22 protein-coding genes, 1 tRNA gene, 1 rRNA gene, 1 pseudogene, 1 riboswitch and 1 other annotated feature are annotated in these 26,070 nt (G+C 58.9%); of the genes and pseudogenes, 10 read left to right on the top strand and 15 right to left on the bottom strand.

All coding sequences use genetic code 11. From position 1 onward, the window contains the following. Positions 1 to 35: 35 nt before the first annotated feature. The 3 genes from AACX78_RS05850 to AACX78_RS05840 all read right to left on the bottom strand — a co-directional run bounded on the left by AACX78_RS05850 (position 36) and on the right by AACX78_RS05840 (position 2,395). Complete coding sequence (locus tag AACX78_RS05850; protein WP_159165641.1) at positions 36 to 1,145, bottom strand: MJ1255/VC2487 family glycosyltransferase; 1,110 nt, start codon at positions 1,143 to 1,145, stop codon at positions 36 to 38. Then, positions 1,142 to 1,645, bottom strand: coding sequence for a phosphatase PAP2 family protein (locus tag AACX78_RS05845; RefSeq protein WP_021139762.1), 504 nt, complete (start codon positions 1,643 to 1,645; stop codon positions 1,142 to 1,144). Before AACX78_RS05845 ends, AACX78_RS05850 begins: the two co-directional genes overlap by 4 nt. Before the next feature lie 126 nt (positions 1,646 to 1,771). After that, a complete protein-coding gene (locus tag AACX78_RS05840) occupies positions 1,772 to 2,395 on the bottom strand; it encodes a TetR/AcrR family transcriptional regulator (RefSeq protein WP_021139763.1) in 624 nt (207 codons plus the stop codon). Between the two features lie 407 nt (positions 2,396 to 2,802). Here AACX78_RS05840 and leuA point away from each other — a divergent pair, with 407 nt between their 5' ends. From leuA to AACX78_RS05815, 5 genes are all read left to right on the top strand, one after another. Beyond that, positions 2,803 to 4,377, top strand: coding sequence for a 2-isopropylmalate synthase (gene leuA, locus AACX78_RS05835; RefSeq protein WP_159165640.1), 1,575 nt, complete (start codon positions 2,803 to 2,805; stop codon positions 4,375 to 4,377). Between the two features lie 2 nt (positions 4,378 to 4,379). After that, the gene (gene leuB, locus AACX78_RS05830) at positions 4,380 to 5,465 is read left to right on the top strand and encodes a 3-isopropylmalate dehydrogenase (protein ID WP_005311590.1); all 1,086 of its coding nucleotides are present in this window, start codon (positions 4,380 to 4,382) and stop codon (positions 5,463 to 5,465) included. Positions 5,466 to 5,497: 32 nt separating this feature from the next. Further along, entirely contained in the window at positions 5,498 to 6,895 is a 1,398-nt protein-coding gene (leuC, locus tag AACX78_RS05825) for a 3-isopropylmalate dehydratase large subunit (protein ID WP_159165639.1), read from the top strand. Positions 6,896 to 6,907: 12 nt separating this feature from the next. Beyond that, complete coding sequence (gene leuD / locus AACX78_RS05820; protein WP_005311585.1) at positions 6,908 to 7,507, top strand: 3-isopropylmalate dehydratase small subunit; 600 nt, start codon at positions 6,908 to 6,910, stop codon at positions 7,505 to 7,507. 145 nt (positions 7,508 to 7,652) lie between these two features. Next, complete coding sequence (locus AACX78_RS05815; protein ID WP_159165638.1) at positions 7,653 to 8,582, top strand: transglutaminase domain-containing protein; 930 nt, start codon at positions 7,653 to 7,655, stop codon at positions 8,580 to 8,582. A gap of 132 nt (positions 8,583 to 8,714) precedes the next feature. Here AACX78_RS05815 and AACX78_RS05810 read toward each other — a convergent pair whose 3' ends face one another. After that, positions 8,715 to 9,005 (bottom strand): PilZ domain-containing protein, encoded by a 291-nt coding sequence (locus AACX78_RS05810; RefSeq protein WP_021139767.1) that lies wholly within the window; start codon positions 9,003 to 9,005, stop codon positions 8,715 to 8,717. 92 nt (positions 9,006 to 9,097) lie between these two features. After that, positions 9,098 to 9,188: riboswitch (TPP riboswitch) on the top strand. A 105-nt stretch (positions 9,189 to 9,293) separates the two neighbouring features. On the opposite strand from AACX78_RS05810, the gene thiB reads away from it, so the two are divergent. Genes thiB through thiQ form a run of 3 tightly spaced genes read left to right on the top strand, consistent with a single transcriptional unit; the run spans position 9,294 to position 12,560 of the window. Then, positions 9,294 to 10,274 (top strand): thiamine ABC transporter substrate binding subunit, encoded by a 981-nt coding sequence (gene thiB / locus AACX78_RS05805; protein WP_159165637.1) that lies wholly within the window; start codon positions 9,294 to 9,296, stop codon positions 10,272 to 10,274. Further along, positions 10,271 to 11,878: a thiamine/thiamine pyrophosphate ABC transporter permease gene (gene thiP / locus AACX78_RS05800; protein ID WP_159167460.1), complete on the top strand. Its 1,608-nt coding sequence runs from the start codon at positions 10,271 to 10,273 to the stop codon at positions 11,876 to 11,878. Before thiB ends, thiP begins: the two co-directional genes overlap by 4 nt. Continuing rightward, positions 11,865 to 12,560 carry a thiamine ABC transporter ATP-binding protein gene (gene thiQ, locus AACX78_RS05795; RefSeq protein WP_159165636.1) on the top strand — a complete coding sequence of 232 codons (696 nt, stop codon included), beginning with the start codon at positions 11,865 to 11,867 and terminating at the stop codon, positions 12,558 to 12,560. The genes thiP and thiQ overlap by 14 nt, the downstream gene beginning before the upstream one ends. 84 nt (positions 12,561 to 12,644) lie before the next feature. On the opposite strand, the gene AACX78_RS05790 is transcribed toward thiQ, so the two are convergent. From AACX78_RS05790 to clcA, 10 genes and pseudogenes are all read right to left on the bottom strand, one after another. Continuing rightward, the gene (locus AACX78_RS05790) at positions 12,645 to 14,015 is read right to left on the bottom strand and encodes a PhoH family protein (protein ID WP_159165635.1); all 1,371 of its coding nucleotides are present in this window, start codon (positions 14,013 to 14,015) and stop codon (positions 12,645 to 12,647) included. Positions 14,016 to 14,319: 304 nt separating this feature from the next. Next, positions 14,320 to 14,469: pseudogene (locus AACX78_RS05785) on the bottom strand (transposase domain-containing protein); the annotation flags it as partial. Between the two features lie 122 nt (positions 14,470 to 14,591). Then, positions 14,592 to 15,260, bottom strand: coding sequence for a TSCPD domain-containing protein (locus tag AACX78_RS05780; RefSeq protein WP_159165633.1), 669 nt, complete (start codon positions 15,258 to 15,260; stop codon positions 14,592 to 14,594). 9 nt (positions 15,261 to 15,269) lie between these two features. Then, a complete protein-coding gene (locus tag AACX78_RS05775; RefSeq protein ID WP_159165632.1) occupies positions 15,270 to 17,417 on the bottom strand; it encodes an adenosylcobalamin-dependent ribonucleoside-diphosphate reductase in 2,148 nt (715 codons plus the stop codon). Positions 17,418 to 17,626: 209 nt separating this feature from the next. Next, positions 17,627 to 18,076: a pullulanase gene (locus AACX78_RS05770; protein WP_034523914.1), complete on the bottom strand. Its 450-nt coding sequence runs from the start codon at positions 18,074 to 18,076 to the stop codon at positions 17,627 to 17,629. Positions 18,077 to 18,377: 301 nt separating this feature from the next. Then, positions 18,378 to 18,492, bottom strand: a 5S ribosomal RNA gene (gene rrf, locus AACX78_RS05765). A gap of 207 nt (positions 18,493 to 18,699) precedes the next feature. Further along, positions 18,700 to 18,775: transfer RNA gene (locus AACX78_RS05760), tRNA-Glu, on the bottom strand. Between the two features lie 225 nt (positions 18,776 to 19,000). Then, positions 19,001 to 19,269, bottom strand: a sequence feature (16S ribosomal RNA rRNA prediction is too short). A gap of 594 nt (positions 19,270 to 19,863) precedes the next feature. Continuing rightward, positions 19,864 to 20,214 (bottom strand): iron-sulfur cluster insertion protein ErpA, encoded by a 351-nt coding sequence (erpA, locus tag AACX78_RS05755; protein WP_005313135.1) that lies wholly within the window; start codon positions 20,212 to 20,214, stop codon positions 19,864 to 19,866. A 90-nt stretch (positions 20,215 to 20,304) separates the two neighbouring features. Then, positions 20,305 to 20,988, bottom strand: coding sequence for a DUF6776 family protein (locus AACX78_RS05750; protein WP_059169863.1), 684 nt, complete (start codon positions 20,986 to 20,988; stop codon positions 20,305 to 20,307). An 87-nt stretch (positions 20,989 to 21,075) separates the two neighbouring features. Further along, positions 21,076 to 22,470, bottom strand: coding sequence for a H(+)/Cl(-) exchange transporter ClcA (gene clcA / locus AACX78_RS05745; protein WP_159165631.1), 1,395 nt, complete (start codon positions 22,468 to 22,470; stop codon positions 21,076 to 21,078). 235 nt (positions 22,471 to 22,705) lie between these two features. Here clcA and hemL point away from each other — a divergent pair, with 235 nt between their 5' ends. Together hemL and AACX78_RS05735 are read left to right on the top strand one after the other, a co-directional pair. Further along, positions 22,706 to 23,992, top strand: a complete 1,287-nt coding sequence (gene hemL, locus AACX78_RS05740) for a glutamate-1-semialdehyde 2,1-aminomutase (RefSeq protein WP_159165630.1) — start codon at positions 22,706 to 22,708, stop codon at positions 23,990 to 23,992. A 208-nt stretch (positions 23,993 to 24,200) separates the two neighbouring features. After that, on the top strand, positions 24,201 to 25,016 hold the full coding sequence (locus AACX78_RS05735; RefSeq protein ID WP_011898378.1) for a hypothetical protein: 816 nt from the start codon (positions 24,201 to 24,203) through the stop codon (positions 25,014 to 25,016). Here the strand turns inward: AACX78_RS05735 and AACX78_RS05730 are convergent. After that, complete coding sequence (locus AACX78_RS05730) at positions 24,931 to 25,833, bottom strand: sulfite exporter TauE/SafE family protein (protein ID WP_058395893.1); 903 nt, start codon at positions 25,831 to 25,833, stop codon at positions 24,931 to 24,933. The genes AACX78_RS05735 and AACX78_RS05730 overlap by 86 nt on opposite strands. Positions 25,834 to 26,070: the final 237 nt, after the last annotated feature.

Genomic DNA, 26,070 nt, shown 5'->3' with positions numbered 1-26,070 from the left:
GTGTCCGTCCTCTCCTTGGTGGGATCCCTTTCAGTCTAGTCAAAGGCGCTCACTTGCGATAACCAAGTGCTGTTTAATGCGCAGCCCCCTTCCAGCTCGCTCAAGCGATCACACACCTCTTCCGGAAACAGGGTGCGAGCCCACAGTCGGCGCGAGAGCTGTGCCACGCTCTCCTCTGCCCCATTCGCAAGCCAGCTCGCCAGCTCGCCCGCCACATCAGGGTAGAGGATCTGGCCTGGAGCCGACGCATCCAGCCAGGCGCGCACCGCATTGGCATCCAGTCCATCCATCAAGTGGGCCAGCCCCATCAGCTCCAGCGTCTTGCTGTTGGTCAGTTGCTCGAACTGCCCCCCCAGCGGCTTGACCAGCAGCTTCTTGCCAAGGGAAAGCGCCTCCGACGCCAGCTCAAATCCCCCGTTGGTAATGACACCGCGGCAACCTGCCAGAACCTGCTTGAATCCTTCCCGTGCCTGCGGCTCGAAACGTATGTTGCGCCACTGGCTGGCGCTGCGAATGGCCGGGTGAAAGCAGACGAAACGCTGTTGATTGAAGCGCGACAAGAGAGCGGCGATGGCTTCAGTCTGTTCAAACGGCAGATAGACCAGGATCTGCTGATTGTCGGGCTGTACAACGATGGGATCTATGATGGGGGGCAGCAGTGGCTGACCGAAGTGAAACCAGTGCAGTCCGAGGGACTGGCGAACCGGGGCAAAATGGCGCATCAGCTGGCGATTGAAGCCGCTCTCCCCCCAACGCGGGATCGGCCAGTCAAAACTGGCCTGATGGCTGATGGTGAGGCTGGGCTTGCCCCAGCGATGGGCCGCGTGAGCACTGAGCGGTTCGAAATCGCTGATCACCAGATCGTAATCGCGGCAATCCAGGGCCCGCATATCCCGCCAGAAGCGCAGGGGTGAGAGCCCCTTGAGGGTACGCCAGCCAGAAATGGCACCCTCGTGGCTGACAAAGGTGATGCCGGCAAAGGTACGGTAGTCGCCGAACTCATCCATCTCGAAGTAACCATCGGCGGGGCGACCGCTGAACAGGTAATCGACCTCCAGCCCCTGCGCTCGCAGTGCACGAGCCAGGGTACGGCTGCGGCTGATATGACCGTTGCCGGTACCCTGCACGCCAAACAGTATCCTCATCCCTGATGCCAGCTGAGCGCAAGCAGGGCGCAGCCACCGCCGAGCAGGGCGCCGGCCACCAGATCGCTCAGGTAATGTACCCCGAGCAACAGACGCGATGCCCCCACCAGCGCGGCCCAGACAAACAACAAGGGCGCCCAGAGCGGGAAGCTGGCGGCCAGTACGGTCGCCATCAGGAAGGCGGCGGCGGTATGACCGGAGGGCAAGCTGTAACGATCGGAGGGGGTGATGAAAACCGGCAAGCCCACCGGCCGCTGACGTTTCAGCGCATTCTTGAGCAGCAGATAGAGCGGTAATTCGATGGCAAAGGCGAGCAGAGCCACCCCGACCAGTTCACGTTCCGCCTCACCCTGCCACCAGAGCAGTGTCGCCAGTACGGCGTAGAGGGGCCCGTCACCGGTGCGGGAGATGAGCCGACTGATCCTGGCCTGTGGCCGGTTGTAGGAGTGGAGCAGGCAGATGCGGCACACCTGCAGGTCCCATTGCTGGATCTTGTTCATAACCCCTCCTTCCCTGAAGTCTCTGTGCAGACTAGGGCAATGGAGTGACACTAAATTGAACAAGGGATAACAGATTTATGAAAAAAGGGCCGAATGGCCCTTTTTTACCGCAAGCGAGGCAAATGATCAGTTCAGGGTGCCACGCAGGCCGTTTTCCATCAGCCGGCAGTTGTGATCCGCCAGACGGGCCATGAAGTGCTCATCCACGGTCAGACCAAACACCTGCTCGTAGAGATCCTTCATCACGAACGGCTGCCACATCATGCTGAGAAAGGAGATCTTCAGCATCTCGGGATCCAGGTTGTCACCCAGCTCGCCATTGCTCTTCATGGACTCCAGCAAGGCATCAAACTGGGGCAGTTGACGTTCCAGCAGACGATTCAGCACAAAATCCCGCCCGGGACTCTTCTCGGTCGATAATGCGCTGGAGATGGCGGAAGTGAGTTCGCTGTTGGGCGCCATCACCTGATAGTAGGTATTGAGCAGCTCATTGAGGCTGCGGTTGCCAATCTCGTCTTGCCATGCCTGGTCCAGCGGCTCGGCCACATCGCCCAGCACTGCCTTGTAAAGACCCTCTTTACTGCCGAAGTAATAATGGATCATCGCCAGATTGGAGCCGGCCAGCTCGGCGATCTCGCGGGTAGTGACTTTGCTGTAGGGCGTATTGAGAAAACGCTCACGAGCGGCACAGAGCAACTTGTCACGAATGTCAGAACGTCCGACCGGACGACCAGGTCTGCGTTTTTCCATTGGATACCTCAGATAATTCAGCAAAAACTGATAAGTCGATCTGATTGCATAGATGATCGAGTACAGCAGGAATGACCAGATAATCGGGCAAGGGCCGAATATGGGACAAGTAAATTTGCACTCCTTTACAATCCGATTAAATAAACCAGCGGATTGAACCGGTGAGTCCGGGTTGACACAGCATAAAAATCTCGATATTGGTAACAGCGTTATCGACTGGAAGGATTGAGTCATCATGCATATTGCCGCTCCGCTACTACTACTCTCCCTAATCGCGACCAGTCGCGCGGGATCCTTGTAGCCGGGCTCAGGCATAGCCGGAATTTACAAAAACCCGTGCACCCTGCACGGGTTTTTTTATGCCGCCGCAGGATGCACGTTACCGAACTTAGGAAGAGGGAAGTCACATGTCAGATCGGGTCATCATTTTCGACACCACCTTGCGCGATGGTGAGCAGGCCCTGGCGGCCAGTTTGACCGTCAAGGAGAAGCTGCAGATCGCCCAGGCGCTGGAGCGGCTCGGCGTCGACATCATGGAAGTGGGATTCCCTGTCTCCTCCCCCGGCGATTTTCAATCGGTGCAGACCATAGCCCGCCACATCAAGAACAGCCGGGTCTGCGCCCTCGCCCGCGCCCTGCCCCAGGATATCGACGCCGCCGGTGAAGCCTTGCGGGTCGCAGAAGCTTTTCGCATCCATACCTTTATCTCCACCTCCTCCATTCACGTCGAGAGCAAGCTGAAAAAGAGCTTCGAGGATGTGCTGGAGATGGGAGTCAGCGCCATCAAGCACGCTTTGCGCTACACCGACGACGTGGAGTTCTCCTGCGAGGATGCAGGACGCACCCCGATTGATAATCTCTGTCGCATGGTGGAAGCGGCCATCAAGGCCGGCGCCCGCACCATCAATATCCCGGATACCGTCGGCTACACGGTTCCGACCGAGTTCTCCGGTATCATCCAGACCCTGTTCAACCGGGTGCCCAACATCGACAAGGCCATCATCTCTGTGCACTGCCACGATGACCTGGGACTGTCGGTGGCCAACTCCATCGGCGCCGTGCAGATGGGAGCCCGCCAGATCGAGTGCACCATCAACGGCATCGGCGAGCGGGCCGGCAACTGCTCCCTGGAAGAGGTCGCGATGATCCTGAAAACCCGCGCCGACCTGCTTGGGGTCCATACCAACATCCGCCACAGCGAAATTCATCGCACCAGCGCCCTGGTCAGCCAGCTGTGCAACATGCCGGTGCAGCCGAACAAGGCCATCGTCGGGGCCAACGCCTTCTCCCACAGCTCAGGCATCCATCAGGACGGCGTGCTCAAGGCGAAGAACACCTATGAAATCATCACCCCCGAGAGCATTGGCCTGCCCCAGAACAACCTCAACATGACCTCCCGCTCCGGCCGTCACGTCATCAAGCACAGAATGGAGTCCATGGGCTATGCCGAGAGCAGCTACGATCTCGACCACCTCTACGGCAAGTTCCTGACCCTGGCCGACAAGAAGGGGCAAGTATTCGACTACGACCTGGAGGCGCTGGCCTTCTTCAGCCAAATCCACGAAGAGCCGGAGCACTTCAAGCTGGAGTATCTGGGTGTACAAAGCGGCAGTTCGGTACTGGCCACCGCCTCGGTCAAATTGAAGGTCGGGCAGGATCTGGTCTGCGAAGCGGCTACCGGCAATGGTCCTGTGGATGCGGTCTACCAGTGCATCAACCGCATCACCGGCTACGAGATCGGCATCGACAAATACGCCCTCAAAGCCAAGGGTGAGGGCAAGAATGCCCTCGGCCAGGTCGACATAGTCGCCGAATACAAGGGACGAAAATTCCACGGCATGGGCCTGGCTACCGATATCATAGAGTCCTCTGCCCAGGCGTTGATCCACGTGATCAACAGCATCTGGCGCGCCGATCAGGTGGCCGAACAGATGGAACGCAACGTCACAAAAACAGACAAGATCAATACGGAGAGTGTATGAGTATGAGCAGTTATCGGATCGCAGTGTTGCCGGGTGACGGCATTGGCCCGGAAGTGATGGCCGAGGCCGTCAAGGTGCTGGAAAAAGTGCAGGCCAAGTTTGGCTTCTCCCTCGAGTATGATCGCCATGACGTGGGTGGCATCGCCATCGACAACCATGGCACCCCGCTGCCACAAAGTACCATCAAGGGCTGTGAGGCGGCCGATGCCGTGCTGTTTGGCTCGGTGGGCGGTCCCAAGTGGGAGCACCTGGCCCCCAACGATCAACCCGAGCGCGGCGCCCTGCTGCCCCTGCGTGCCCACTTCAAGCTGTTCTGCAACCTGCGCCCTGCCCGCATCTACACAGGTCTTGAGCAATTCTCCCCGCTGCGCGCCGACATCTCGGATCGTGGTTTTGACATCGCCTGCGTGCGCGAGCTCACCGGCGGCATCTACTTCGGCCAGCCAAAGGGGCGTGAAGGTGAAGGGGCGAATGAGAAAGCATTCGACACCGAGGTGTATCACCGCTTCGAGATTGAACGCATCGCCAGGATAGCGTTTGAATCGGCCCGTGTTCGCAAAGCCAAGGTCACCTCCATCGACAAGGCCAACGTGCTCGCCTCCTCCATTCTGTGGCGCGAGGTGGTGACGCAAGTCGCCAAGTCCTACCCGGACGTGGCCCTCAACCACATGTACATAGACAACGCCACCATGCAGCTCATCAAGGATCCGTCCCAGTTCGACGTGCTGCTCTGCTCCAACCTGTTTGGCGACATCCTCTCCGACGAGTGCGCCATGATCACCGGCTCCATGGGGCTGCTCCCTTCAGCCAGCCTGAACGAATCCGGTTTTGGCCTGTTCGAACCGGCCGGTGGCTCGGCCCCCGATATCGCCGGCAAAGGCATCGCCAATCCCATCGCCCAGATCCTCTCCGCCGCCCTGATGCTGCGCTACAGCCTGGGACAAGAAGCCGCAGCTCAAGCCATCGAGCAGGCCGTAGCCCAGACATTGGCAGAGGGATACTTCACCGCCGACCTGCATCAGGCAGATGCTCGCCATCCGGTGCAGAGTACCGCCGACATGGGCACCCAGATCGCCGCACGGATCTGAGCCACCCAGCACATAACAAGGAATACAGAGCAATGGCCAAAACCCTTTATCAGAAAGTATTCGACGCCCACGTGGTACGCGAAGTGGACGGCGAAACCCCGCTCATCTATATCGACCGCCACCTGGTGCACGAAGTGACCAGCCCGCAGGCATTCGATGGCCTGCGCGCCATGAACCGCCCGCTGCGCCGCCCGGACCTGACCTGGGCCACCATGGATCACAACGTCTCCACCACCACCAAGGACATAGCCGCCTCCGGCGAGATGGCCCGCATCCAGATGGAGACGCTCGCCGACAACTGCAAGGAGTTCGGGGTTCGCCTCTACGATCTCAACCACAAATATCAGGGGATCGTCCATGTGATGGGCCCCGAGCTCGGCATCACATTGCCCGGCACCACCATCGTCTGCGGCGACTCCCACACCGCCACCCACGGCGCCTTCGGTTCCCTGGCCTTCGGCATCGGCACCTCGGAAGTGGAACATGTGATGGCCACCCAGACCCTGAAACAGGGCCGCGCCAAGACAATGCGCATTTCGGTCAACGGCAAGCTGGCGGAGGGCATCAGCGCCAAGGACGTGGTGCTGGCCATCATAGGCCGGGTTGGCCATGCCGGTGGTACCGGCTACGTGGTGGAATTCGCTGGCGAGGCCATTGCGGGCCTCTCCATGGAAGGGCGGATGACGGTGTGCAACATGGCCATCGAGCTGGGCGCCAAGGCGGGCATGATAGCCCCCGACCAGACCACCCTCGACTACATCCGTGGCAAGGAGTTCGCCCCCAAGGGTGAATCACTGGATCAGGCCATCGCCTACTGGCTGAGCCTCAAGAGCGACCAGGGCGCCCACTTCGATGCCGAAGTGATCCTCGACGCCGCCGATATCGCCCCGCAGGTCACCTGGGGTACCAACCCGGGTCAGGTGATTGCCGTCAATGAACCGATCCCGGCACCGGAATCCTTCAGCGATCTGATGGAGCAGCAATCCGCCCGCAAGGCGCTCGCCTACATGGACCTGCAACCGGGCCAGAAGCTCACCGATGTCGCCATCGACAAGGTGTTCATCGGTTCCTGTACCAACAGCCGCATCGAGGATCTGCGTGCCGCCGCCGCCATCGCCCGTGGCCGCAAGGTGGCCGCTGGCGTACAAGCGCTGGTGGTGCCGGGCTCCGAACAGGTGAAGGCCCAGGCCGAAGCCGAGGGTCTGGACAAGATCTTCCTCGAGGCAGGTTTTGAATGGCGTCTGCCCGGCTGTTCCATGTGCCTGGCCATGAACAACGACCGGCTGCAACCGGGGGAGCGCTGCGCCTCCACCAGCAACCGCAACTTCGAAGGGCGTCAGGGCCGTGCCGGCCGCACCCATCTGGTGAGCCCGGCCATGGCCGCCGCCGCCGCCGTCACCGGTCGCTTTGCCGACATTCGCGCACTGTAAGAGGAAATAGCGATGACAGGATTCAAACAACATAAAGGGATCGCCGTTCCCCTCGACAGCGCCAACGTCGACACCGACGCCATCATTCCCAAGCAGTTTTTGCAGAAGGTCAACCGCATCGGTTTTGGCAAGCACCTGTTCCACGACTGGCGCTTTCTCGATGATGCGGGCCAGCAGCCCAATCCCGAGTTCGTGCTCAACCAGCCTCGCTATGCCGGTGCCAGCATCTTGCTGGCCCGGGAAAACTTCGGCTGTGGTTCGAGCCGTGAGCACGCCCCCTGGGCGCTGGCGGATTACGGCTTCAAAACCCTGATCGCCTCAAGCTTTGCCGATATCTTCTATGGCAACGCCATCAACAACGGTCTGGTACCGGTGCGGTTGAAAGAAGAGGAGGTGGATCTCCTGTTCCAGCTGGTTGCCACACAGCCGGGCATCGAAATCGAGGTAGATCTGGAAGCCAATCAGGTGCGTGCCGGCGAGCTCAGCTTTGGTTTCGAGATCGACGAGTTTCGTCGCTATTGCCTGCTCAACGGGCTGGATGCCATCGGTCTGACCCTGCAGCACGAGGCCACCATCAGCGCCTTCGAAGCAAAGCAGCCAAGCTGGATCTGAACTGATCGCATCCCCTTGTAACAAGACGCGGCCATCAAAAAGAAAGCGAGTAGAATCAACAGGGAGCCTTGGCTCCCTGTTTTATTATCCCGCCGCCATGGGCGCCGATAGCGGGCTATCACGACACCACCGACAGGAAAGGATGATGAAGAGACCGACGGCTATCCCCCTGCTGTTCAGCTTGTTGTTCACGCTTTCGGCTAGTGCCGGGCAGACCTATTTCAACAGCAACGGCGGTCAACTCAATGTCGGCTGGCAAGACAAGGAGGGCAAAGCCCAGCAGCTCAGCTATCGCCTGGACGCTGGCAAGTTGCCGCCGCTCATCGCCTATCGCCCTGCCCGTATGCAGGAGGACGTGTTGCAGAGCCTGCTGCAACAAGCCAGCACCGAATTTCCCGAGGTGCAATTCACCCTCTCCCGCCCCGATATGAAGCTGCACCTGAAGAGCCGCAATCAGGACAAAGCCCGGGAGGCTCTGGCCTGGGCCACCCTCCAGCGCAGCAAGCTGGAGGCACAATGGCTCATGCAGCACTACTTCCAGCCCTTCACCCCGCCCGACGGCGGCCCAGCCATCAAGCAGGATCATGTACGCATCGCGCTGGAAAGCCGGGCCGAGCTGGCCCCGCTGGCCGAACAGCTCAAGCAGGAGGGCGCTACCGAGACGGAGGCTCGCCAGAAGACGGTGGCCCATATGCTCGACTTCATCCAGGCCATCCCCTATCAGCTGCTCGACAGCCAGTCAGGGCGCTCGGGCAAGGGCTTCTTGAGCCCCCGTCAGGTGTTGGAGCAGAACCGGGGGGATTGCGACAGCAAGGTTACCCTGATGGCGGCCATGCTGGCCCAGCTCTTTCCCGAACTGAAACAGGCCATGGTGTTCGTGCCGGGGCATGCTCTGCTGGGCGTCGCCCTGCCAGCCAAACCGGGCGATGAGACATTGATGTGGGAAGGCGAAAGCTATCTGTTGCTGGAACCGACCGGCCCGGGCCAGTTTGCGATGGGGCAAATAGCATCGACCAGCAAGACGCTGATCGATAGCAAGCAACTGAACGTTCAGCCAGTTCAAGCCAGGGAATAAACACGGGGCGGGTCACTCGGGTAAAAGTCGATAACAAGCGGCCAAGTGGGCAGCCCAAGTATTTAACTGGGGGCTAAATAGCATCGACCAGCAAGCGCTGGTCGATAACAGGCAATGGCGTCTTCAGCCGGTTCAGGCCTGGGATTGAAACTCGATGGCGAGCAGCAGGCCGTCCTCCTCCTCCAGCACCCGAATGATGCGGGCCTGGGCCTCGAACGGCGGCAACAGGTTGTTGTTGGTGGCCAGACTGACCCGGATGGGCTGGCTGACATCGAGCTGATGCTCGGCGACGGCGATCCCCATGCCATTGGCGCTGAGATCCCGACAGACCCCCTCCAGCACTTGCTGTTGCTGAAAGACGGTGACGGGGGCGTTGATTATCATGCGCTGGAAGGCGCGTCTTTCCTTGGTACTGGTGATCACGCGAACATCCTCTGTTATGCCGAAGCCATCTCGATGGCCCGCAGGAACAATTGTGCTGGCCTCCCCCCAAGAACGTTAATACAATGCGGTTCGTTTCTCAAACGGGGTGCGGTTTACCGCTGAGATTATACCCGTGAACCTGATCCAGATAATGCTGGCGGAGGAATTTGAGGCATGGCGCTCATTTTTTGCGCTCTCATCCGCTGGCACCTCATGACTCATAGCAAGAAGTGCCATTGATGACATTTCCTCAGTTGGCACTTCACTACTAACAGGGAGTGCCGCTTGATGAAAATCCTGCTGCTGGTTGCCACCAGCCTGCTCAGTACCCAGGCCTTCGCGGCTGACACCCTCACCGTTTATACCTACAGCTCCTTCACCGCCGAGTGGGGACCCGGTCCCAAGATCAAGCAGGCGTTCGAGAAAGAGTGCGGTTGCAACCTCAATCTCGTAGCGCTGGAAGATGGCGTCGCCATCCTCAACCGGCTGCGGCTGGAAGGCAGGCACAGCAAGGCCGATCTGGTGCTGGGGCTGGACGATGCCCTGTTGAGCGAAGCCAAGCAGAGCGGCCTGTTCGCCCCGCACACCACCAGGCTAGATGGCATCAAGGTGCCGGGCGGCTGGCAGGATGACACCTTCGTCCCCTATGACTACGGCTACTTCGCCTTCGTCTACAACAAGGACAAACTTAAAGCGCCCCCCAAGAGCCTGAAAGAGCTGGTAGAACGCCAGGATCTCAAGGTGATCTATCAGGATCCCCGCACCTCTACCCCGGGTCAGGGGCTGATGCTGTGGATGAAGTCCGTCTATGGCGATCAGGCGCCTGCCGCCTGGACCCAGCTTGCCAATAAGACGGTCACAGTCACCAAGGGCTGGTCCGAAGCCTATGGCATGTTCCTCGATGGGGAAGCGGACATGGTGCTCTCCTACACCAGCTCCCCCGCCTATCACCTGATTGCCGAGAACAAGCCCCAGTATCAGGCCGCCGCCTTCGAAGAGGGGCACTACCGTCAGGTGGAAGTGGCCGCCAAGCTGAAAAGCGCCAAACAGGGCAAGCTGGCCGACCAGTTTCTGCAGTTCATGATAAGCCCCGCCTTCCAGCAGGAGATCCCTGCCGGCAACTGGATGTATCCGGTAACAGATGCGCCGCTGCCCAAGGGCTTCGAGCAGATGATCACAGTCAGCAAGCCGCTGAGTTTCACCAGCAATGAGGTGGCCGCCAATCGCAAGAACTGGATCCGCGAGTGGCTGCAAGCCGTCACCCAGTGAGCACCAGCGTTCGTCCCCTCTGGTGGCTGCCGGGTAGCGCAGCCACCCTGTTGATCCTGCTGTTGTCCCTGGGGCCGCTCGTCGCCCTGCTGTGGCAGGCCGGTTCGCTGGCCCCCCGCACCCTGCTGGCCGATCCCTATCTGCGCCATGTGCTGGGCTTCAGCCTGGGGCAGGCGCTGCTCTCCACCCTGCTGAGCTTAGGTATCGCCATTCCGGTGGCAAGAGCGCTGGCGCGGCGCCGCTTCATCGGTCGACGCCTGTTGCTCAAGCTGTTTGGGCTCTCCCTGGTGCTGCCGGTCATCATCGCCATCTTCGGCATAGTGGCGGTTCACGGCAAACAGGGTTGGCTGTCACAGCTGCTGCGCGGCCTGGGCCTGGATCCCGGCAACTACCTGTACGGCCTGTTTGGCATACTGCTGGCCCACGTCTTCTTCAACATGCCGCTGGCGGCGCGCCTCATGCTGCAGAGCATAGAGAGCATCCCCGAATCGAGCTGGCGTCTCGCCAGTCAGCTGGGCATGCGCTCCTCCCACATCTTCCGGCTGTTGGAGTGGCCGCTCATTCGCGGCATACTGCCGGGGCTTGCCAGCCTCATCTTCATGCTCTGTTTCACCAGCTTCACCACAGTGCTGGCGCTGGGGGGTGGACCCAGGTCCACCACACTGGAGGTGGCCGTCTATCAGGCGCTGCGCTTTGATTTCGACCTCGCCACCGCCGGCGGCCTGGCGCTGGTGCAGCTGATCCTGACCGCCACCCTGCTCCTGCTGCAACACAAGCTGCAGACCACACCGGCCAGCCGGATCAGCAGCCATCGCCCCTGTCTTCGACCGGATCGCCATCAACCGGGGACAGTGCTGGTGGATGCCGTGGCGCTCTGCACCGGGCTCGCCATCTTCCTGCCGCCTCTGCTGGCAATCCTGGTGGCCGGTTTCAATCCCGGCCTGCTGACGGCGCTGGCCTCGGCGCAGCTGTGGCAGGCCAGCGGCCAGTCGCTGCTGATCGCGCTGGCGGCGGGTACCCTGGCCACCCTGCTCGGCAGCGGCCTGCTGCTCACCAGCCGTCACCTCAAGGTACGCACCCGTCAGCGGCGTGCCGCAGCTCTGTGGGAAGCCAGTGGATCCATGATCCTGATGATACCGGCGGTGGTGCTCTCCACTGGCCTCTTCATCATGTTTATGCCTTTTACCGATGTCTTTGCCCTCGGCCCCTGGCTGGTGGTACTGGTCAACGCTCTGATGGCGCTGCCCTATGTGCTGCGCACCCTCTCAGCCCCCATGCAGCTGGTGGTGCGCCAGTACGATAGACTGGCCGACAGCCTGGGGGTGCGCGGGCTGCATCGCCTGCGGCTGGTGGAGTGGCCCCTGCTGCGCCGCCCGCTGGCACTGGCCATGGCGCTCTCGATGATACTGTCGCTCGGGGATCTCGGCGCCATCGCCATGTTTGGCAGCCAGGAGCTCACCACATTGCCCTGGCTGCTCTATCAGCAGCTCGGCAGTTACCGGCTGACTGAGGCGGCCGCCACCGCCCTGCTGCTGCTCACGCTCTGTTTTTCCCTGTTCTGGCTGGTAGAACGCGGGCTTGGAGGAAAAAATGCTGAACATTGATGGGCTGGTCACCAGCTACCCCGATTGGCGAGTCAGCTTCAGCGCGACCCTGCCCAAGGGAGAGATCACCGCGCTGATAGGGCCAAGCGGGGCGGGCAAGTCAACCCTGCTCGGCATGATCGCCGGTTTCGTGCCGGTGGAGTCCGGCACCCTCAGCTTCGACGGCGAAGATCTGCTGCCACTGGGGCCTGCCGAGCGGCCGGTCACTACCCTGTTTCAGGATCACAACCTCTTCCTGCACCTGTCGGTGTTCGACAATATCGCCATCGGCCTGCACCCTGGCCTGCGTTTGAGCCCGGCTCAGCAGGCGCAGGTGAAACAGGCCGCAGAGCGGGTCAGCCTTGGCGACATGCTGGCGCGGCTGCCGGAGCAGCTCTCCGGCGGCCAGCAACAGCGGGTCGGGCTGGCGCGCGCCCTGGTGCGTGGCAAGCCCTTGCTGCTGCTGGATGAACCTTTCTCGGCGCTCGATCCCGCCCTGCGCCGGGAGATGCTGGCGGAGGTGGCCAGACTCGCCTGCGAGCAGGCCATCACAGTGCTGATGGTCTCTCACAACCCGGAGGATGCCCAGCTCATCGCCGATCAGGTGCTGTTTGTCGACGAGGGCCGCATCGCCCTGCAGGGCACACCCGATATACTGCAAAACAGCGATCATCCCGGCCTGCTGCGCTACCTTGGGCAATGACCCCGGGACACTGAACCGGTGACGGGATCAAAAAAGGGGAAGCCAAGTGGCTTCCCCTTTTTCATATGAAGATAGTGAGTTAAATCAGAGATTTTCCTCGGCGAAGGAGGCGAGCTTGCTGCGCACCACCCCGTTCAGGAAGATGTTGGCACTGCCATCGAAATCCTTGAAACGCTCGACTATGTAGGTCAGACCCGAGGTCACCGGGCTCAGGTAGTTGGAGTCGATCTGGGCCAAGTTGCCGGAGCAGACGATCTTGGTCCCCTCGCCGCAACGGGTGATGATGGTCTTGATCTGGGACGCGGTCAGGTTCTGGCACTCGTCCAGCAGCACGAAGGTGTTCTGGATACTGCGCCCGCGCATGAAGTTGACCGATTTGAACTGGATGTTGGCCTTCTCCATGATGTAGCTCAGCGAGCCACTCATGTTCTCGTCCTGCTTGTGCAGCACCTCCAGGGTATCTGTCACCGCCGCCAGCCAGGGCATCATCTTCTCTTCTTCGGTGCCGGGCAGGAAGCCGATGCTCTCGGCAATCTCCGGGGTATTGCGGGTGACGATGACTTTCTCGTAAATCCCCTTCTCAATCACCAGCTCCAGTGCGGCAGCCATGGCCAGCAAGGTCTTGCCGCAACCGGCCGGGCCGGTCAGGATCACCAGATCGATGTGCGGATCGAGCAGGGCATCCAGCGCCATGCCCTGATAGACGTTCTTGGGATGGACACCCCAGGCCTTGCGTGACATCAGTCGCTCGCGGCCCAGATCCTTGATGCGGATCTTGTGGCCATCGTTGCTCAATACCCGGGCGGCGAAGAAGTTCTCCTCGTCGAGCAAGTACTGGTTGACGTGTACCCCTTCCAGCAAGTTCGAGTCGATCACATGGACGGTATCGCGGCCATGGGTCTCGCTGTCACACTCGCCGACCCGCTCCCAGAAGCTGCCGGGCACCACCTGAAAGCCTTTGGCCAGCAGACGGATATCGTCGATCAGCTGGTCGCTGCGATAGTCCTCGACGTGCGCCAACCCGGCCCCCTTGGCCTTGAGGCGCATGTTGATGTCCTTGGTCACCAGCACCACCTGGCGTTTCATCTCATGCTTTTGCAGATAGAGGGCCGCGTTGATGATGCGGTTGTCCGCCTCCTTGTCGGTGAACACCTCGGCATCCTGGGGCAGATGGTGGTCACTGAAGATACAGATATTGCCGCTCGCCTCACCCGCCAGCGGTACGCCCAGGGTGATTTGCTCCGGCGTTGCATCGCGGAACACGTCTTCCAGCGCACGAATGGCCACCCGCGCGTCGCGGCTGACATCCTTGTGGCGATCCTTGATGTTGTCGAGCTCTTCCAGCACCGTCATGGGGATGAGCACGTCGTGCTCTTTGAAGGAGTAGATGGCGAGGGGTTCGTGAAGCAGAACGTTGGTATCCAGGATAAACAGCTTTCGGTCCGTATTGTCCATAAGCATCCTCCTTGGCACTGAAGGTGCCACGTGTGTGAATCTCAGATGTCATTGAAACCACACGAGCGTGACATTTTTATTACCCCCAACGCTACGCCCGATTTTACTATCGCGCAACAAATCGCTTGAGCGGCAGGATCGTTCGAACAGAAAAGCAGCAATAAAAAGACCGGCACTGTGGCCTAATGCCAGTCAGTTAAGCCTGACTGGCATTGTTTTTATTGGCTTTTTTTACACTGTATTTCTGTGGCCTTGGCTTCACGCAGCGGGGGTAACTTCGTTCCCTTCGTGCCGGCAGCACAAACTGCCNGGGCATGCGGCGACGGCGCAGGGTAGCGACGCCCTCTTCGGCGAGCAGAGTGGTGATGAGCTCGTTGGGAATGAGGTCGGAGAGTGACTCAAACTGGGCAGCATTGCTGGCGTGAAGGAAGTCGAGGGCCTGTTCGATACGCATAAAAAATCCGAAACCAATCAATAGGTTTCGGATTTTTACACATCAGCAGGATCGGTCAATGGATCCTTAACTGATCGGCATTAGGCACTGTGGCCGGTCTTGTTCAAGTGCTCAGTGGCTTGTCAACCACACTTGGAGTCACCGCAGTTGAGACAGGTCATGCAGCCATCCTTTTGCACCAGCGCCTTGGTATTGCACTTGTAGCAGAGTGCCGCACTGACCGGGAAACCACTGCCGGCCTGCTGTGGGAGCTGCAATTCAGCCTGTTTCTCGGCCAGAAATGCCTGCTGATGCTCATCCAGCCCCGGCAGCTTGATCATGCCGATCTCGGTGAGATGGGTCTCGATCACGTTGCCAATTTCGGCGATAAGGGAGGGAACATACTTGCCCTTGTTCCAATAGCCGCCCTTGGGATCGAACACGGATCTCAGCTCCTCCACCAGGAAGGTGACATCCCCGCCCTTGCGAAACACCGCCGAGATGATGCGGGTCAGCGCCACTATCCACTGATAGTGTTCCAGGCTCTTGGAGTTGATGAAGATCTCAAACGGGCGGCGGGTCTCGTGAACCGTGCCCTCGTTGAGAATGATGTCGTTGATGGTGATGAACAGCGAGTGCTCGGAGACATGCTCCGGCGTCTTCAGCTTGTAGGTGGTGCCCATCAACCGCTCCGGGCGCAGCACCGTCTCGTGCATGTGCACCACGTCATCCTGAGGAGCCAGATCTTCCTGCGGCTCATCCCGGGTTTTCACCTTGTAGGCGACGATTTTCTTGTCGATCTTCTTGACCATAATCTGTTCTCAGAATTTACCGTAATAGCCTTCTTTCAAGGCGTCATAGAGGTTGGCGGCAGTGTGCAGCTCGCCATCGTATTCGATCTCTTCGTTCCCCTTGACGGAGATGACGGAACCATCCTCCAGGGTGAACTCGTACTGAGTGTTCTCCAGATCCTTCTCCTTCACCAGCACGCCCTGGAAGGCCTCAGGGTTGAAGCGGAAGGTGGTGCAGCCCTTGAGCCCCGAGTCCGAGGCATACATGTAGATGTCCTTGAACTGCTCGAACGGGAAATCGGTCGGCACGTTGGCCGTCTTGGAGATGGAGGAATCAATCCAGCGCTGGGCCGCCGCCTGAATGTCTACGTGCTGGGCCGGGCTGATGTCGTCGGCCGTGATGAAGTAGTCCGGCAGGCGGCTGGCGTCATCCTCCGAGTAAGGCATGGCTCCGGCGTTGACCAACTCGCGGTAGGCGAGCAGCTCGAACGAGTAGACATCCACGCTCTCCTTGCTCTTTTTGCCCGGCTTGATGACGTTGCGGCTGTAGTGATGGGCAAAGCTCGGCTCGATACCATTGCTGGCGTTGTTGGCCAACGACAATGAGATGGTGCCGGTTGGCGCTATGCTGCTGTGGTGGGTGAAACGCCCCCCCACCTCGGCCAGCTCGGCCACCAGGGCGGGATCTACCTCGGCCACCTGCTGCATATAGCGGCTGTAGCGCGCATGCAGCACCTTGCCCTTCACCTTGTCGCCCAGCTTGATGCCATCGGCCGCCATTTCGGGGCGCAGGCGCAGCATCTTGCCGGTTACCTCGAACTCCTGCTCCATGATAGGGGCCGGGCCCTTCTCTTTCGCCAGGCGCAGGGACTCCTGCCAGCCAGTCATGGCCAGCTCCTGGGATACCTGCTCGGTGAAGGCGACGGAAGCCGCTGAGCCGTATTTTATCTGCAGCATGGTGAGGGTCGAGCCAAGGCCGAGGAAGCCCATGCCGTGACGGCGTTTGGCTGTGATCTCCTCGCGCTGCTTGGGCAATGGCAGCTGGTTGATCTCCACCACGTTGTCCAGCATGCGGGTGAAGATGGCCACCACCTTGCGAAACCCCTGCCAGTCGAAAGCAGCTTGCTCGGTGAAGGGGGCGCGCACAAACCGGGTCAGATTGACCGACCCCAGCAGGCAGGCACCGTAGGGGGGCAAGGGCTGCTCACCGCAGGGGTTGGTCGCGCGGATCTCTTCACAGAACCAGTTGTTGTTCATCTGGTTGACCTTGTCGATCAGAATGAAGCCGGGCTCTGCATAGTCATAGGTGGAGGTCATGATGACATTCCACAGCTTGCGGGCAGGCATGGTCTTGTAGACCTTGCAGGCCACCTGCCCCAACTCGTTGAACACGACCCCTTCCTTGTTGGGCCAGTCGGCCCAGAACACCACTTCGGGATCGTCCAGCGCAATACCGTCCTGTTCCACCTCTTTGGCCGTGTAGGGGAAGATCAGCGACCAGGGAGCATCCTCCTTCACCGCCTTGACGAAATCTTCGGTGATGAGCAGGGAGAGGTTGAACTGGCGCAGACGACCATCTTCACGCTTGGCCTGAATAAACTCGATCACATCGGGGTGACGGATATCCATGGTGCCCATCTGGGCGCCGCGACGGCCACCGGCTGACGAGACGGTGAAACACATCTTGTCATAAATATCCATGAAGGAGAGTGGGCCGGAGGTGTAGGCACCGGCACCGGAGACAAAGGCACCACGCGGGCGCAGGGTCGAGAAGTCATAGCCGATACCGCACCCGGCTTTCAGGGTCAGGCCAGCCTCGTGCACCTTGCCGAGGATATCGTCCATCGAATCTTCAATGGTACCGGAGACAGTGCAGTTGATGGTTGAAGTTGCAGGCTTGTGCTCAAACGCCCCCGCATTGGAGGTGATGCGGCCCGCCGGAATGGCCCCATTGCGCAGCGCCCACAGGAAGGGTTCATACCAGGCATCAGGCTCCAACTCCTGCTGGGCCAGGGCGCGGGCAACCCGCTGGTAGGTCTCGTCGATGGAGCCATCTATGGGGGCCCCATCCTTGCTCTTGAGACGATACTTGCTGTCCCAGATCTCGAGGGACGTTTCCTGCAAGGGGATGAGGCGGGAGCCGAGTTCACTCTCCAGCACCGGGTTGGATTTAGCCATTTTCAATCAACCTTATGTGAATGCATCAACGTCATGACAGCGAAAAAACACAACCAATAGTGACATTTATAAAAAATAACACAATATATAGTAAACCCACTGCCATGAGGGCGCCGATTCTATCCTAAAAAAATGCCCCGGCCAGCAGGTTTCTGGGCCGAGGCATTTAACTGATTCATTTCCTGAAAGATTTAGCGATCAGAAAGCACTCAGGGTTTCTTGACGTACACGCTCGGCGTCTCGCCAGCCATATTCAGATAGAACTCGTAAACCCCATCCGCATCCGGCGAGAACTTCATATCCTCGTACTTGGAGCAGGGGTTGACCGGCACGGCTTCCCCACCCAGCACGGCGACACCATCACTCGGGCTCTTGTAACCGAAGTTGGTGCCACAGCTCCAGCCCGAGTCAGCAAACTTGAACTTGTAGGGAGCCCACTCTTTCTTGAGCGTGCCTTTGGCCATGTAAAGCTTGTCAGCGACCTTGACCACCTTGCTCGCATCGGTTGCCATCCAGTCGTTCATCTCCCCACGCAGGTAGATGGACTTGCCACCGAAATCGCTATTGTCTGCCGCCTGTTCTGCACCACCATGGGATGCGCAACCGCCTAATACCAGGGTTCCCGCCGCCAGCATCATCGTTACTGTTCTTTTGAACATGTGTCCATTCCTCAAATTATTGTGATTCCTTGGCCCATCGAACGTGAGCAGACGAATTAAAGCAGAGCGGGCATCGCAAGAAAGGTAGAGGCATCACATTCTGTGTTTTTTATATCCAACCAGTGGGATAAATGGATGAGTTTCGAGCGAAACGATGCAAAAAATGCGGGACAAGACAAGATACGGGGAGGGAATCGAGCGAAAGTCTCGTAAGGGGGCTATCACATGGCGATGAGTGCCAAAGACTCAAATTTCAAATAATAAAAAACCCCGCTCGATGAGCGGGGTTTTCGTGTTGGGTGCCTGGCAGTGTCCTACTCTCGCATGGCGAATGCCACACTACCATCGGCGCTACCGCGTTTCACTTCTGAGTTCGGCATGGGATCAGGTGGTTCCACGGCGCTATGGCCGCCACACAACTGTCTTCCCGAAGGAAGGTGACCAAAATAAATTTTGGTTTTCGCCAAGAAGTTTCCAAAGCACTTGTAACAAATGTTTGAGAACTACTTTTTAAATCAGCTTTCCAGATTGTTAAAGAGCATGTTTGCAACGGCTCAAGGCCGAAGAAAACAGACATAAACATTACATGCTTATGTCTGCATTCTTGTTAGCAAGAAGAGAAGTGGCGTCCCCTAGGGGATTCGAACCCCTGTTACCGCCGTGAAAGGGCGGTGTCCTAGGCCTCTAGACGAAGGGGACCCAAAATCATCTTTGCGCTGCGTTAGCAGTGCAGATTTTGGGTAATGGCGAGTGCTGAGCCTGCGAGGCCGAGCGCCATTATTCACATCCCAAAACCCAATGACAGGGCTTCTCTCATCTGACCTAAGCCAGATAAGCACTGACGCTTGCGCATCAGGTCTTTGCTCTAACTACTTTGAATCAAGGCAATCTGTGTGAACACTCAACAACGTCGACATCTTAAGGTAAGGAGGTGATCCAACCCCAGGTTCCCCTAGGGTTACCTTGTTACGACTTCACCCCAGTCATGAATCACACCGTGGTAAACGCCCTCCCGAAGGTTAAGCTATCTACTTCTGNGTTATCCCCCTCGACTGGGCAGATCCCCAGGCATTACTCACCCGTCCGCCGCTCGCCGGCAAAAGTAGCAAGCTACTTTCCCGCTGCCGCTCGACTTGCATGTGTTAGGCCTGCCGCCAGCGTTCAATCTGAGCCATGATCAAACTCTTCAATTTAAGTTTGGTTTGCGTTCATTCATTACCGAGGCAATGAACTTCAGCGGCTCAATGAATTGCTGAAATAAACTGCTCGACTTCTTATTGCTAAGAAATCGTTTTGGTCACTTCACCAGACATTGAAAATCAACAAAATTGTTTGATGTTCGATGCTGTGAGTGCCCACACAGATTGCTTGATTCAAATTGTTAAAGAGCGTCACGCTTGTCGCGCTGAGGAGGCGCACATTACGCTCCTCACTTCGAAAGTCAAGCGGTTGTTTTCGCTTTTCTTTCGGCGCCGGCTTCGCAAGGAAGCTGGCTCATCAGGTTGGCGTGTTCCGCCGTGCTGGTAGGGGCGCATTATAGGGAGCTGAATCTTTCTGGCAAGCAAAAACACTGTGTTTTATTGAGGAAGACGTTCAAGTGTTTAATCAATAGCCAGATCGTGCAAGATGCATCCATTTATGTGCTTCAGAAGAAGCTCCGTCCCCCTTTTACAGGCCAAGAACTCCGTTGATGCCTTTATGAGGATGCGACACTTTATATAGGAAGGCAGAGAGGGATAAATAGAAAAGGGCCCTGTTGGGCCCTTCAATCGCGCTGTTACGACACATCAGATGGAGAAACTGGAACCACAGCCACAGGTCGTGCTGGCATTGGGGTTGGTCACGGTGAAGCGGGAACCTTCCAGGCCTTCGGTGTAGTCCACGCTGCCGCCTACCAGATATTGCAGGCTCATGGGATCGATCACCATGGTGACGCCACTCTTCTCGACCACAGTGTCCCCTTCATTGATCTTCTCATCAAAGGTGAAACCGTACTGGAAACCGGAGCAGCCACCACCCGTGATGTACACCCGCAGCTTGAGCTCGGGATTTTCTTCTTCGGTGATCAGGTTCTTCACCTTGTTGGCTGCCGCATCCGTCATCTGGATTGGCAACGGGGCTTCTGCTACTGCACTCATTACTGACCTCACAACCGTTAAATCCACAAACATGGAAACCGCGAAATTATCTAATACCCGACTGTTTAGTTCAAGTATTCACCAATCTTCTTACTGCGCAGCAGGCGGAGCAACCACCAAGGGCTTGATCAGGTCACCCCATTCGGCCAGCAGCTCCTGGGCCGGCTGTCTGCCCTCTTTGCCAATAGTGACACGCACCCGGTCCGGTATAAAGCCTTCCGGCAGCTGCCAGTTGCCCTCCAGCAGCTGGAAGTAACGCAAGGCATAGCGCCCCTCCCCCACTTTCATGCCAAGCTCACGGCTACCGAGGGTCTTTGGTTTGTCACCCAGGCTGCCCTCTACCTTTATCTGTACCTGGCCGCGAAACAGCTCCCGCTTCTTGGCCGGCTGGGTCAGCGCCAAGCGGTAGTGATAACGGCCGGGGATGCTGGTCTCCTGCAATGTGAGGTTATCGATCACCACCCCTACCTGTTCACCCGTGGGTCGCATGATCCGCTCGAAGAAGGCCAACTGGCGCTTCTGCTCCTGCACCTGGGCTTCCTGCTCCTTGAGCGTCTTTTGCAATTGCTCGAACGCGGCCCTCTGTGTGGCCAGCAGGGTCTCCTTGATGGCAAGGTCGCTCTTGAGCTGACCTATCGCCTTGCCCTGACGCTCCAGGGTTTCTTGCTGCACCGTCAGGAGGCTACTCTGGGCCAGCTCCTGTCGATTACCGACGAAATAACCGATGAGCGCCCCCACGCACAGCACAGTCAACAACTTCAATATCTGGGACATAAGGCCTCTTTTGTTACTACGCCATACAGCGGCCATGCTCCCTTCACTATACGCGACCCGACCGGATTCGCGCTGACATACAAGGAGTTAACTGGCAGTAGCGCCGCTGTCTCCCCGCTTTTGACGCGCAGCAAGCCGTAAAGTTCGCTCCAGGATCTGGGAATAGATAGGGCGCCCCCCCAGCCACTGGGCCACCAGAGTTGCTCCGACCGTGGTGATCATCATGGGCAGGATCAGCTGATAGTTATCGGTCATCTCGGTCACCAGCACTATCCCCGTGATGGGAGCACGCACAGTGGCGGCAAACAAGGCCCCCATGCCGGCGATGGCAAAGGCGCCGGGTTCGATGCCAAGCTCCGGAAAAGCCGCATGAAACAGATGACCAAACACCACACCAAACAGGGTGCCAAGGGCCAGGGTCGGGGCAAACACGCCACCTGGGGCGCCAGAGCAGAAGCAGATAAGAGTGGCCACCAGCCGTACAGAGAAGATGAGGAACAGGGTCGCCATTGCATACTCTCCGCCCATCAGATGGGGGATGAGCTCTGTCCCTCCGCCTGTCACCGAGGGGGCAAACAGCGACAGTACGCCAAAGGTCCCTGCCACCAGCATGCCGATGGCCACGAAGCGATGACGCTTGTTCTGGTGCAGTGCCAGATAGCCATCCTGGCAGGCCAGCACCAGCTTGTTGAAGACAAAACCAAGCACCCCGAAGATAGCCCCCATAAAGAGGAACAGCCAAAGCGCCTTCAGTGCAGGAGCATCGTAGTGGGGCAAGGTGATCACCGCCCCCTGCCCTTTCATGTTCTGCAGCATCAGGGTTGCCATGATGGCGGAGATCCCCACCGCCTTGATGGCCAGAAAGGAGTAGCGAAACTGCGGCCGCATCTCTTCCATCACGAACAGGATCCCGGCCAGCGGTGCATTGAAAGCGGCGGCCAGACCACCCGCGGCACCGGCGGCCAGCAAAGCATGACCATGCTCCTTGGGTAGCCGGCAGATATCCGCCACCATCTTGCCAAGGTTGCCACCTATCTGCACCGAGGGTCCCTCCCGTCCCAGCACCATGCCGGAGCTCAGGGTACAGATGCCGCCGAAGAACTTGACCGGCAGCACCCGCCACCAGCGTACCGGACGCAGATCATCCATGGCCCCTTCGATTTCAGGGATCCCTGACCCGCCCGCTTCCGGAGCAAAGGCATGAGTGAGAAAGTAACCGACAAGGCCCAACAAGGCGCTGAAGCCAAATCCGAGCAGGCCGAGCTGCCACCAGGGACGGTCGGCCAGCAGCTCGAGTCGCTGCTCGGCCAGCCAGTGCACACCGGACTCGAACAGTCCGCACACCAACCCAGCCAAGGTACCGACCAGGGCCGCCAGCAATAACACCAGCAGTGGCATTTTGTCTTGATGGATCATGCGCAGCAAGACGGGGCTGCGTGGATAAGAGGGAGCGTCAGAAGAGGAGATAACTTGTTGTGCCATCTTGTTGCACCATGTTGGAAAGACCACATTTGTCTGCCTGGTGAGGAGCACCTGGCAGACAGCCCGGCTGCCCAGCACAGAGCCTTTCTGCTATAGTCGGCCCGTTTCATTTAGCACGGGGCAGGCCTGGGCCAGGTAACGAGAGCGCAAAGCATACTCCAGCTCCCCCTGGCTGCCGAGCCGCAATAGGCCACCTGCACCTGTGCGACGACCAAAATCCCATTAAGGATGATCCATGTCAAAATCAGATCAGCTGTTTGAACAGGCCCGCCAGACCATTCCGGGTGGCGTCAACTCACCGGTCCGCGCCTTCAATGGGGTCGGCGGTACACCCCGCTTCATCGATCACGCCGATGGTGCCTACCTCTATGACGTGGATGGTCAGGCCTATGTGGACTACATCGGCTCCTGGGGCCCCATGCTGCTCGGTCACAACCACCCGGCCATCAAGGCTGCCGTCATCAAGGCAGTGGAGAAGGGTCTGAGCTATGGTGCGCCCACCGAGATCGAAGTGCTGATGGCCGAGAAGGTACGCCAGATTGTGCCTTCCATGGAGCAGGTGCGGATGGTGAACTCCGGCACTGAGGCAACCATGAGCGCCATCCGGCTGGCTCGCGGTTATACGGGTCGCGACAAGATCGTCAAGTTTGAAGGCTGCTATCACGGCCATGCCGATTCCCTGCTGGTCAAGGCCGGCTCCGGCGCCCTCACCCTGGGTCAGCCCAACAGCCCGGGCGTGCCGGCCGACTTTGCCAAACACACCCTGACCTGCGTGTTCAACGACCTCGATTCGGTACGCGAAGCCTTCACCCAGTACGGTTGCGATATCGCCTGCATCATAGTCGAGCCGGTCGCCGGCAACATGAACTGCATCCCGCCTGTGCCCGGTTTTCTGGAAGGGCTGCGCACCATCTGCGACGAGTTCGGTGCCCTGTTGATCCTGGACGAGGTGATGACCGGCTTCCGTGTCTCGCTGCGCGGTGCTCAGGGTTACTACAACATAGACCCGGACCTTACCACTCTCGGCAAGATCATCGGTGCTGGCATGCCGGTTGGCGCTTTCGGCGGCAAGAAGAAGGTGATGCAGCATATAGCCCCGACCGGTCCGGTTTATCAGGCGGGTACTCTCTCCGGCAACCCGGTCGCCATGGCCGCAGGCCTGACCATGCTGGATCTGCTGCTGGAGCCGGGTCTCTATGAGCAGCTGAATACCAAGACTGCCCGGGTTGCCGAGGGGCTGAAAGCCGCTGCCGCCAAGCACGGCATCCCGCTCGCCATCAACTATGTGGGCGGCATGTTCGGCTTCTTCTTTACTGACGAGCCGGAGATCACCCGCTATGAGCAGGTTACCCGCTGCGACATGGAACGTTTCAAGCGCTTCTATCATCTGATGCTGGAAGAGGGTGTTTACCTGGCGCCGAGTGCCTACGAGGCAGGCTTCCTGTCACTGGCCCACGGCGACAAGGAGATCGAACATACCTTGGCCGCCGCCGAACGCAGCTTCGCCAAACTGGCGGGTTAATCCAGCCAGAGATTAACGAGAGGGCCCTTTGCGGGCCCTTTTCTCTATCTGATGTGTCTGACTTCCCCCAGCGCCTCTTTCTGGTGCAGCTATCTGCTTACCCCCTCTGTTTTGTCATCCCCTGGTGCAATATCCCATACCATCCCTGTCATAAAACGGGCCCACTATTTGCACATCTTCAGCAGGAGCCCACTTGACTGAGGTCCATATGGCAGAGATGAGCCCCATCGATGTGCTGCGGCGCTATCAGGAATACGAAACCGAACTGGCCCCCCTGTTGCTGGGGCTGCTCACCGCCCCCCGTGATTCCCTAAAGGGCTACCCCTTTATTCTGACCATAGGCCAGAGCCGTGAGTCTGCGAGGATCCTTCCCCCCGTACCCGCGCCACAGGCTCAGCTACGTCTGGTTGTGCAGGGTCATGGTCGGGAACTGACACTTTGCCTCAATCAGCTGATTGCCTGGCTGATGGGCGATCGTGAGCGGCGCCGCGCCATGCCCTGGTTCAAGGCTGTCTATGTGGTGCTGAGCATGGCGCTGTTTCTCATCGTCGCCACCCTGATATGGCATGGATTGGAGCAGCTCTATCTGCTGCTGTGCGGGGAGCAGCAGAACCAGCTAGGTGCCTTTAGCGCCATCATATTCCTGACCCTGGCGCTGGCGGTATTCGATCTGGGCAAGACGATTCTGGAGGAGGAGGTGCTGCTGCATAAGGACATCTTTCGCCACAGCGCCGTTCGCCGCACCATCACCCGCTTTATCGCCGCCATCCTGATTGCGGTCTCAATAGAGGGATTGTTGCTGCTGTTCAAAGGGTCGCTTGGCCAGAGCGAACTGCTCTGGCCTGCGGTAGGTGTGATGGGATGTGCCGTGGGACTGCTGCTGGCACTGGGGCTCTATGTGTTTCTGGGGGCCAAAGCCGAGGCGGCACTGGTCCAGGCTAACCTGCGATCTCCACCAGCCGGGGTTGAGCCTTGCGTCGCTCTGCCCGCCAGGAGGCGTACATGGTCCAGGAGGTATAGATGACGATAAAGGCCACCAGCCACTTCAACATCTCCATGTCCATGGACTGTACCAGCAGGGCAGCCAGCACCACGCCGATGGGGCCAAAAATTGCCACCGCCAGCACGGCCCTGGCATCAAAGGCCCCCTTGCGAATGAAGGTACCCGCCGAGAAGACGCTGAGCACGGCGGTGGATCCCATCATGATGGGAAACGCCGCCATGGGGTTCATCCCCAGCAGATAGACGAGCGTCATGCAGGGGGCGAACAGCCCGATCCCCACATTCATCAAGACCCCGAAGATGAAATTGCCGAGCAGGGCAATTCCCAGCTTGTAACCTGTCAGCCCCATGGCATCGCCACCGAGGGGGAACAGACCCAGCAAGCCCGCAAAGATGAGGCCGGCCACCACCAGCAGAGAGACAGCCATCACCAGCCGTATGGTCTGACGATCAAATGAAGCCACATGACGCGCCCCCCAGGCCGCCCCCGCGGCGGCTGCCACCATCATGCTGATGAGCGTGATCGGGTCCACCTTGACCACACCGATAAAGATGAGGGACTGGGCAACCGTCGGCAGCACGCACTGGCCATTGAGGGTACCGGGTAGCAGCCGATCGTCGATCAACTTGAACTGCTTGAAACAGGCTGTCTTCACGGCAAAGCTGCCAACCCCCAGGGTATCGAGAAAATTGGCAACAAATCCGATGGCGGCCACCGGCCAGAACGGGGTTGGCTCCAGTGAGCCCTGCTGCCGTTTATGCCACCAGGCCCGTACCAGCATGAAAACGAACGCCAGGGCACAGACGATGAATATCAGGCGTAAAAGATTAATTAGCATACCGACCTCTCCTGCAAGGGCCGGCGATTCTAAGGCAGCGGAAATTAAAAGTCCTGACCAGAATCAATCACGCCCCCATGCAAACGATTGTCTGGATAAAGCTGGGGCAAGCGCGTTCGAATGACTCTGCTAATACTTATCCATGAGGGCCAGCAGGCCTGGGGCCATCGGTGGTAGTCATGGTCATTTCGCGACGACCACAGTCATCGATGGGCAGTAGCCAAAAAGAAGGCCGGT

This window comes from Aeromonas sp. 9A (assembly GCF_963900955.1).
Taxonomy (GTDB): Bacteria; Pseudomonadota; Gammaproteobacteria; order Enterobacterales; family Aeromonadaceae; genus Aeromonas; species Aeromonas salmonicida.
This window is presented reverse-complemented; position numbering and strand designations above follow the sequence as displayed.

Coding starts and splice junctions, on each gene's coding strand:
- AACX78_RS05780 (WP_159165633.1), bottom strand. CDS start 15,260: ATGGTCAAGAAGATCGACAAGAAAATCGTCGCCTACAAGGTGAAAACC.
- AACX78_RS05790 (WP_159165635.1), bottom strand. CDS start 14,015: ATGGACAATACGGACCGAAAGCTGTTTATCCTGGATACCAACGTTCTG.
- AACX78_RS05815 (WP_159165638.1), top strand. CDS start 7,653: ATGAAGAGACCGACGGCTATCCCCCTGCTGTTCAGCTTGTTGTTCACG.
- AACX78_RS05840 (WP_021139763.1), bottom strand. CDS start 2,395: ATGGAAAAACGCAGACCTGGTCGTCCGGTCGGACGTTCTGACATTCGT.
- thiQ (WP_159165636.1), top strand. CDS start 11,865: ATGCTGAACATTGATGGGCTGGTCACCAGCTACCCCGATTGGCGAGTC.
- leuB (WP_005311590.1), top strand. CDS start 4,380: ATGAGCAGTTATCGGATCGCAGTGTTGCCGGGTGACGGCATTGGCCCG.
- leuA (WP_159165640.1), top strand. CDS start 2,803: ATGTCAGATCGGGTCATCATTTTCGACACCACCTTGCGCGATGGTGAG.
- leuC (WP_159165639.1), top strand. CDS start 5,498: ATGGCCAAAACCCTTTATCAGAAAGTATTCGACGCCCACGTGGTACGC.
- hemL (WP_159165630.1), top strand. CDS start 22,706: ATGTCAAAATCAGATCAGCTGTTTGAACAGGCCCGCCAGACCATTCCG.
- AACX78_RS05750 (WP_059169863.1), bottom strand. CDS start 20,988: ATGTCCCAGATATTGAAGTTGTTGACTGTGCTGTGCGTGGGGGCGCTC.
- AACX78_RS05770 (WP_034523914.1), bottom strand. CDS start 18,076: ATGTTCAAAAGAACAGTAACGATGATGCTGGCGGCGGGAACCCTGGTA.
- AACX78_RS05735 (WP_011898378.1), top strand. CDS start 24,201: ATGGCAGAGATGAGCCCCATCGATGTGCTGCGGCGCTATCAGGAATAC.
- thiB (WP_159165637.1), top strand. CDS start 9,294: ATGAAAATCCTGCTGCTGGTTGCCACCAGCCTGCTCAGTACCCAGGCC.
- AACX78_RS05845 (WP_021139762.1), bottom strand. CDS start 1,645: ATGAACAAGATCCAGCAATGGGACCTGCAGGTGTGCCGCATCTGCCTG.
- AACX78_RS05730 (WP_058395893.1), bottom strand. CDS start 25,833: ATGCTAATTAATCTTTTACGCCTGATATTCATCGTCTGTGCCCTGGCG.
- leuD (WP_005311585.1), top strand. CDS start 6,908: ATGACAGGATTCAAACAACATAAAGGGATCGCCGTTCCCCTCGACAGC.
- clcA (WP_159165631.1), bottom strand. CDS start 22,470: ATGGCACAACAAGTTATCTCCTCTTCTGACGCTCCCTCTTATCCACGC.
- AACX78_RS05775 (WP_159165632.1), bottom strand. CDS start 17,417: ATGGCTAAATCCAACCCGGTGCTGGAGAGTGAACTCGGCTCCCGCCTC.
- erpA (WP_005313135.1), bottom strand. CDS start 20,214: ATGAGTGCAGTAGCAGAAGCCCCGTTGCCAATCCAGATGACGGATGCG.
- AACX78_RS05850 (WP_159165641.1), bottom strand. CDS start 1,145: ATGAGGATACTGTTTGGCGTGCAGGGTACCGGCAACGGTCATATCAGC.